The sequence below is a fragment of the Burkholderia sp. B10 genome, assembly GCF_004368385.1.
Lineage (GTDB): Bacteria > Pseudomonadota > Gammaproteobacteria > Burkholderiales > Burkholderiaceae > Burkholderia > Burkholderia vietnamiensis.
On sequence record NZ_PQMX01000139.1, the window covers coordinates 1 to 5,458 of the forward strand.

At 71.4% G+C, this 5,458-nt stretch carries 7 protein-coding genes; all 7 read right to left on the reverse strand.

What is annotated here, in order from left to right:
* Positions 1 to 24: 24 nt before the first annotated feature.
* Entirely contained in the window at positions 25 to 444 is a 420-nt protein-coding gene (locus tag C3Y15_RS30920) for a DUF6691 family protein (protein WP_034193852.1), read from the reverse strand.
* Position 445: 1 nt separating this feature from the next.
* Positions 446 to 880: a YeeE/YedE family protein gene (locus C3Y15_RS30925; RefSeq protein ID WP_014725065.1), complete on the reverse strand. Its 435-nt coding sequence runs from the start codon at positions 878 to 880 to the stop codon at positions 446 to 448.
* Complete coding sequence (locus C3Y15_RS30930; protein ID WP_059668733.1) at positions 870 to 1,220, reverse strand: metalloregulator ArsR/SmtB family transcription factor; 351 nt, start codon at positions 1,218 to 1,220, stop codon at positions 870 to 872. Before C3Y15_RS30930 ends, C3Y15_RS30925 begins: the two co-directional genes overlap by 11 nt.
* Positions 1,221 to 1,384: 164 nt before the next feature.
* Entirely contained in the window at positions 1,385 to 2,659 is a 1,275-nt protein-coding gene (locus C3Y15_RS30935) for an FAD/NAD(P)-binding oxidoreductase (protein ID WP_069246513.1), read from the reverse strand.
* On the reverse strand, positions 2,656 to 2,889 hold the full coding sequence (locus tag C3Y15_RS30940) for a 2Fe-2S iron-sulfur cluster-binding protein (protein WP_011658575.1): 234 nt from the start codon (positions 2,887 to 2,889) through the stop codon (positions 2,656 to 2,658). Before C3Y15_RS30940 ends, C3Y15_RS30935 begins: the two co-directional genes overlap by 4 nt.
* Positions 2,886 to 4,016, reverse strand: a complete 1,131-nt coding sequence (locus C3Y15_RS30945) for an FAD-dependent oxidoreductase (protein ID WP_059734830.1) — start codon at positions 4,014 to 4,016, stop codon at positions 2,886 to 2,888. Before C3Y15_RS30945 ends, C3Y15_RS30940 begins: the two co-directional genes overlap by 4 nt.
* A complete protein-coding gene (locus C3Y15_RS30950; RefSeq protein ID WP_034193876.1) occupies positions 4,013 to 4,945 on the reverse strand; it encodes a 4-hydroxyproline epimerase in 933 nt (310 codons plus the stop codon). Before C3Y15_RS30950 ends, C3Y15_RS30945 begins: the two co-directional genes overlap by 4 nt.
* Positions 4,946 to 5,458 lie beyond the last annotated feature (513 nt).

The window sequence follows — 5,458 nt, forward strand, 5'->3', positions numbered from 1 at the left end:
CGCCCGCTCCCCGCCTCCCTGCCACTAAGCGTTCCGCCGCCGCTCGATCCATTCGAACAACACCATCCCGACCAGCATCGCGGCAACGAACGCGCTGCCCCTGAGCGAGCCGAACCCGACCGACACGATCGCCGGCCCCGGGCAAAACCCGGCCAGCCCCCAGCCGATGCCGAACACGGCGCTGCCCGCGACGAGCCGCACCGTAATCGCCCGCGCAGCCGGCAACTGGATCGGCAAGCCGAGCAGCGATAGCGTGCGGCGCTTCGCCCATGCGAACGCGAACACGGCAACGCCGATCGCGCCGGCCATCACGAACGCGAGCGACGGATCCCAGCGACCGGCCAGATCGAGAAAACCGAGCACTTTTTCCGGATTCGCCATCCCGGACACGATGAGCCCCGCGCCGAACAGCAGTCCCGCCAGAAACGCAAATCCTGCCTGCATGTCAGCCTCCGAGCACGTGCCTGCGCACGAATACGGTCGCGAAACCCGCCACCATGAACACCGCCGTCGCGACGATCGATCTGACCGCGCCGCGCGACAACCCGCACACCCCGTGACCGCTCGTACATCCACCCGCATAGCGCGTGCCGATGCCGACCAGCAACCCGGCCGCCAGCAGTTCGCCCCAGCCGGCATTGACCTGCGGCATCGCGCCGCTGCCGGCGACGCGCATCATCAGCGGCGCGGCGATCAACCCGGCGACGAATGCGGCGCGCCACGCGCGCTCGCCGCCGCGGGCCGTGAGCAGCCCCCCGACGATGCCGCTGATCCCCGCGATACGCCCGTTGAACGCGACGAGCCACGCGGCGGCCAGTCCGATCAGCACACCACCGGCAAGCGATAGCGCCGGCGTGAAATGAAACGTATCAATCTGCATGACGCCTCCTCGTCGCGGCCGGGCCGCAGAATTGTTCATAGAGCACACCCATCACCGCGATCGCGGCCGGGCTGTCGAGCGAGTAGTGAATGTTCTTGCCTTCGCGACGCGTTTGGACGAGCGCGTTGTCGCGCAACACGCCGAGTTGCTGCGACAGCGTCGGCTGCCGAATGTCGAGCCGCGCTTCGAGATCGCTCACACAGCGCTCGCCCTGCGACAGTTCGCACAGCAGCAGCAGCCGGTCGGGATTGGACAGCACCCTGAGCAACGCGCACGCCGACTCGGCGGCGGCGCGCATTTCGTCGGGCTCGGGCAGTCCAGAGACGGAATCTGCGTTCATCGGTACCCTCGCTACGATTTCAGTTTGAATATTATATCGTTTTATATATTGTTTGTCGGCAGTGCGCTCGCGCGGCACTCGGTCGCAGCGAGACGGAAAAGGCAAACGGAGGGATGCGCGACGCGACAACTGCGCCGCGCCGCGTGCTGCTTCGCTGCGACGGCTCAGACGCCGTCGCAGGACGCCGTATCGGTATCGTCGAGCATCAGCGTGCCGACCCGCGCGGGCACGAGCGGCGTGCGCGGGGCGGGCGGCGTCCAGCCGAACAGCGCGTGCGCGGCCGCGCCGCACACGCGGCCCTGGCACGCGCCCATCCCGCAGCGCGTCTGCAGCTTCGCGGCCGTCCAGCCGTGGGCCGGCGCGACGGCGTCGTAGCGCACGTCCTCGCAACGGCACAGCAACGTATCGGGCCGTGCGAGCCGGTGAATCGGCTCGCGGATCGCGAAGCGCTCGCGCACCGCATCCGCGAATGCCTGCCAGCGCGCGCGCTGTTCGACCAGCGCGGCGAGCGGCGCCGTCTGCCCGGTCGCCGCATGACCGGCGATTTCGCCTTCGACCATCGCCAGCTCGCTGCCGCCGACGCCCGTACATTCGCCCGCCGCGAAACAGCCGTCGCGGCTCGTGCGCTGGTGCGCGTCCACCACGACCGCGCCGTGCTCGATCCGGCAGCCGAGATGGCTCGGCAACACGGTGTTCGGCACGAGCCCGAAGCCGCACGCGAGCCGATCGCAGTCGACCTCGTACTCGCGCTCGCCCTGCCGGATCCGCACGCGCTCGAGCCGTTGGTCGCCGAACGCTTCGACGACGTACGCATCCGGCCGATAGACGGCCGTGGCGAGCTTCGCGGCCTGCGCGAGCTTCGACGGCCAGCGCCACAGCCCTGCGCCGAAGCCGGCGACATCGCGCCACGCGGCCTGTTCGAGCACGTGCGACACCCGCGCGCCGGCGTGCCGGGCCGTCGCCGCGCTCGCGAGCAGCAGCGGGCCACTGCCGGCGATCACGATGCGCTGTCCGCGCACGTCGAGGCCGTATTTGATCAGCGCCTGCAGGCCGCCCGCGCCGGTTACGCCGGGCAGCGTCCAGCCGGGGAACGGCAGCAGCAGCTCGCGCGCGCCGCTACAGACGATCAGCGTGCGGAATTCCAGCAGCAAGCCGCGCTCGTCGTCCTCGAGCAGCAGCGTGCCCGGCTGCGTTTCGGCGACGATCCGCGTAGCTGCGAGATGCGTGACGTTCGGCCGGCGCAGCACCGCGAGACGTTCGGCGGCGGCCGGCGCCGGCGTCGCGTCGACTGCCTGGCGCCAGATCTGCCCGCCGGCGCGCGGGTTGTCGTCGACGATCGCGACCGTCGCGCCGCTGCGCGCGGCGGCGCCCGCGGCCGACAACCCGGCCGGCCCCGCGCCGACGATCGCGACGTCGACGCTCAGTCGTTCCTGTTTCATCGCGTGCGCTCCACCCGCATCCCGTCGCGGCACAGCGTCTGGCAAGCCAGCCGGCGCCGGCCGTCGATCGTCATCCTGCACTCCTGGCAGATTCCCATGCCGCAAAACGGCGCACGCGCGGCGCCCGTGCACGACACGCGCGTCGTATCGTCGCCGCTCGCCGCGACGGCGGCCGCGACGGTCGCGCCGTCGGCCACGGTCAGCGCGCGGCCGTCCAGATGAATGATCATGAAGAATGCGCTCCGGCTACGGGGGACGTCGCGAGAAAACGTCCCGGCAAATACGGTTCGATGTCGATGGGCGGCCGCTCGCCGGTCATCGCCGCGGCGACGAGCCGGGCGCTGCCCGGCGCGGTCGTCACGCCGAGCCCTTCGTGCCCGACCGCGAGCCACACGCCCGGCCGCGCCGGATGCTCGCCGAGCAGCGGCAGGCCATCGGGGCTCGCCGAACGGAAGCCCGTCCATGCGCGAATGCCGTTCAAGTCGGCCAGCTCCGGCAGATAGCCGGCCGCGCGGCGCAGCATCCGCGCGAGCACCGGCGGCTCGACGCGCGCATCGTCGGTGTCGAACTGGCGCGACGAGCCGATCAGCAACTGGCCGGTCGGCCGCGGCTGCACGTTGAACGCGACCGACGTGCCGTCGCTCGCGTGCGCGCTCGCCGCATAGCCGAGCTCGACGAGCTGGTGCGACACGCGGCCGGGATAGCGGTCGGTGATCAACAGGTGGCCCTTCTTCGGGCGCAACGGCAGTTCGGGCAACAGCGCGCGTGCAGCGACGCCGTTGGCGACCACCACGCGCTGCGCGCGCAGCGTGTCGCCGCTCGCGAGCGTCACGCTCGCGCCGTCGACCGCCACCGCACGATCGCGGCGCAACGCGACGCCCGGCGCGCGCTCCAGCAGCCAGCTGGCGGCCACGGGCGCATAGAGAATCGCATCGCCGGGGATCTTCAGCGCGCCGCCGAGGCCCGCGCGCAGCATCGGCTCGAGCCGCGCGAGCGTCGCCGCGTCGATCAGCTCGCCGGCCACGCCGTGCGCGGCGAGCGTCGCCTGCTTCGCGCGCGCGAGATCCATCTCGTGCGCGTCGGCCGCGAGCCACAGCGTGCCGCAGTTGCGGTACGCGCAGCCCTGCGGCATCTGGTCGGCGAGCGCGCGCCACAGCCGGATCGAATAATGGCTCAGCGCGAGCTCGGCCGCGTTGTCGTCCATCGCGACGAGATGGCCCATGCCGGCGCCGGTCGCGCCGCCGCTGGCGTCGTCGACCACCAGCACACGCAGCCCGCGCTGCGCCAGCTCGTGCGCACATGCCGCGCCGACGATGCCGGCGCCGATCACCACGACGTCGGTCGTCGTCCCGCTCACGACACGATGCCCCAGCCGAACGGATCGTCTTCGTCGATCAACAGCGTCGCTTCCGCGCTCAGGTGAGCGCTGCCGCGAATCGTCGGCACGATGCCGCCGTCGGCGAGCGCATAGCTCGCATGGAACACGCTGCCGATCACGCTCGCCTGCCGCCACACGACGCCCGGTTCGAGCTTGCCGTCGGCCGCGAGGCACGCGAGCTTCGCGCTCGTGCCGGTGCCGCACGGCGAGCGATCGTACGCATGGCCGGGACACAGCACGAAGCTGCGGCTGTCGTGCTCGGGGTCGTCGGCGAACAGTTCGATATGGTCGATCTCGCCGCCGTTCGCGCCGGTGATGCCGGCGCGCTCGAGCCCCGCGCGCACCGCCGACGAATACGCGGTCAGCGCCGCGACGTTGTCGCCGGCGACGCGCTGGCCGTGCTCGCTGATCAGGAAGAACCAGTTGCCGCCCCAGGCGATGTCGCCCTTCACCGGGCCGTAACCCGGCACGTCGACCTCGACCGCCTTCGCATGGCGATACGCGAGCACGTTGCGCACGCTGACCGACAGGTCGTCGTGCAGCGTCGCCTCGACGGTGCCCACCGGCGTCTCGATCAGATGCACGCCCGGCCCGATGCGGCCCATGTGATGCAGCGTGCGCACGACGCCGATCGTGCCGTGCCCGCACATCCCGAGGTAGCCGCTGTTGTTGAAGAAGATCACGCCGGCCGCCGCGTCGGGCGACACGGGCTCGCACAGCAGCGCGCCGACCAGCACGTCGCTGCCGCGCGGCTCGAGGATGCAGGCGGTGCGGTAGCGATCGTGCTCGCGCGCGAGCACGTCGCGACGCTCGGCCATCGTGCCGTTGCCGAGCGAAGGAAAGCCGGACACGACGAGCCGCGTGGGTTCGCCGCCCGTGTGCGAATCGATGATCTGAATGCGCTTCATCATGAGCCGTCCGAGATGGGAAAGGAGCATAGCTTCCTCCGTCGCGCGTCGGCCCGCTTGTGGGTTTTCGATGAGGCCGACGACGAAATCGGCACAGCGTCGGGCGCCGCCCGGACGCGCGCCGCGCATTGTGCCGATTTCGTCATTCCGCTCCGCGATACGGCTCAAGCGTGATGGGCGTCGGCACGGCGATACTGGTTGCAGGTCGCCGCGCCGGTCGTCGATCGAGATGCCGCAGGCGTGCGCAGTGCGCCGGGACGTCGGCCACAAGCGACGGACTTCGCGCCGCGCCCGGCAGCCGGCCGGTGCGCGGGCGGCGCTACGCCGCTTTCGTCACGGCGCAGCGCGCCGGCCGTGCGTCATTGGTCAGCGGTCATCGGGCGAACCGCCGAATGTGCGGGGCAGGTGCGTGCCGGCAGCGCGGCGGCGGCACACCGCCGCTTCGCCATTTGCGTGCCCGGCATCGCCGGCGCCGAGCCCGTTCGCCGCAGCGCGCCGCGCGCGGCGCATGAA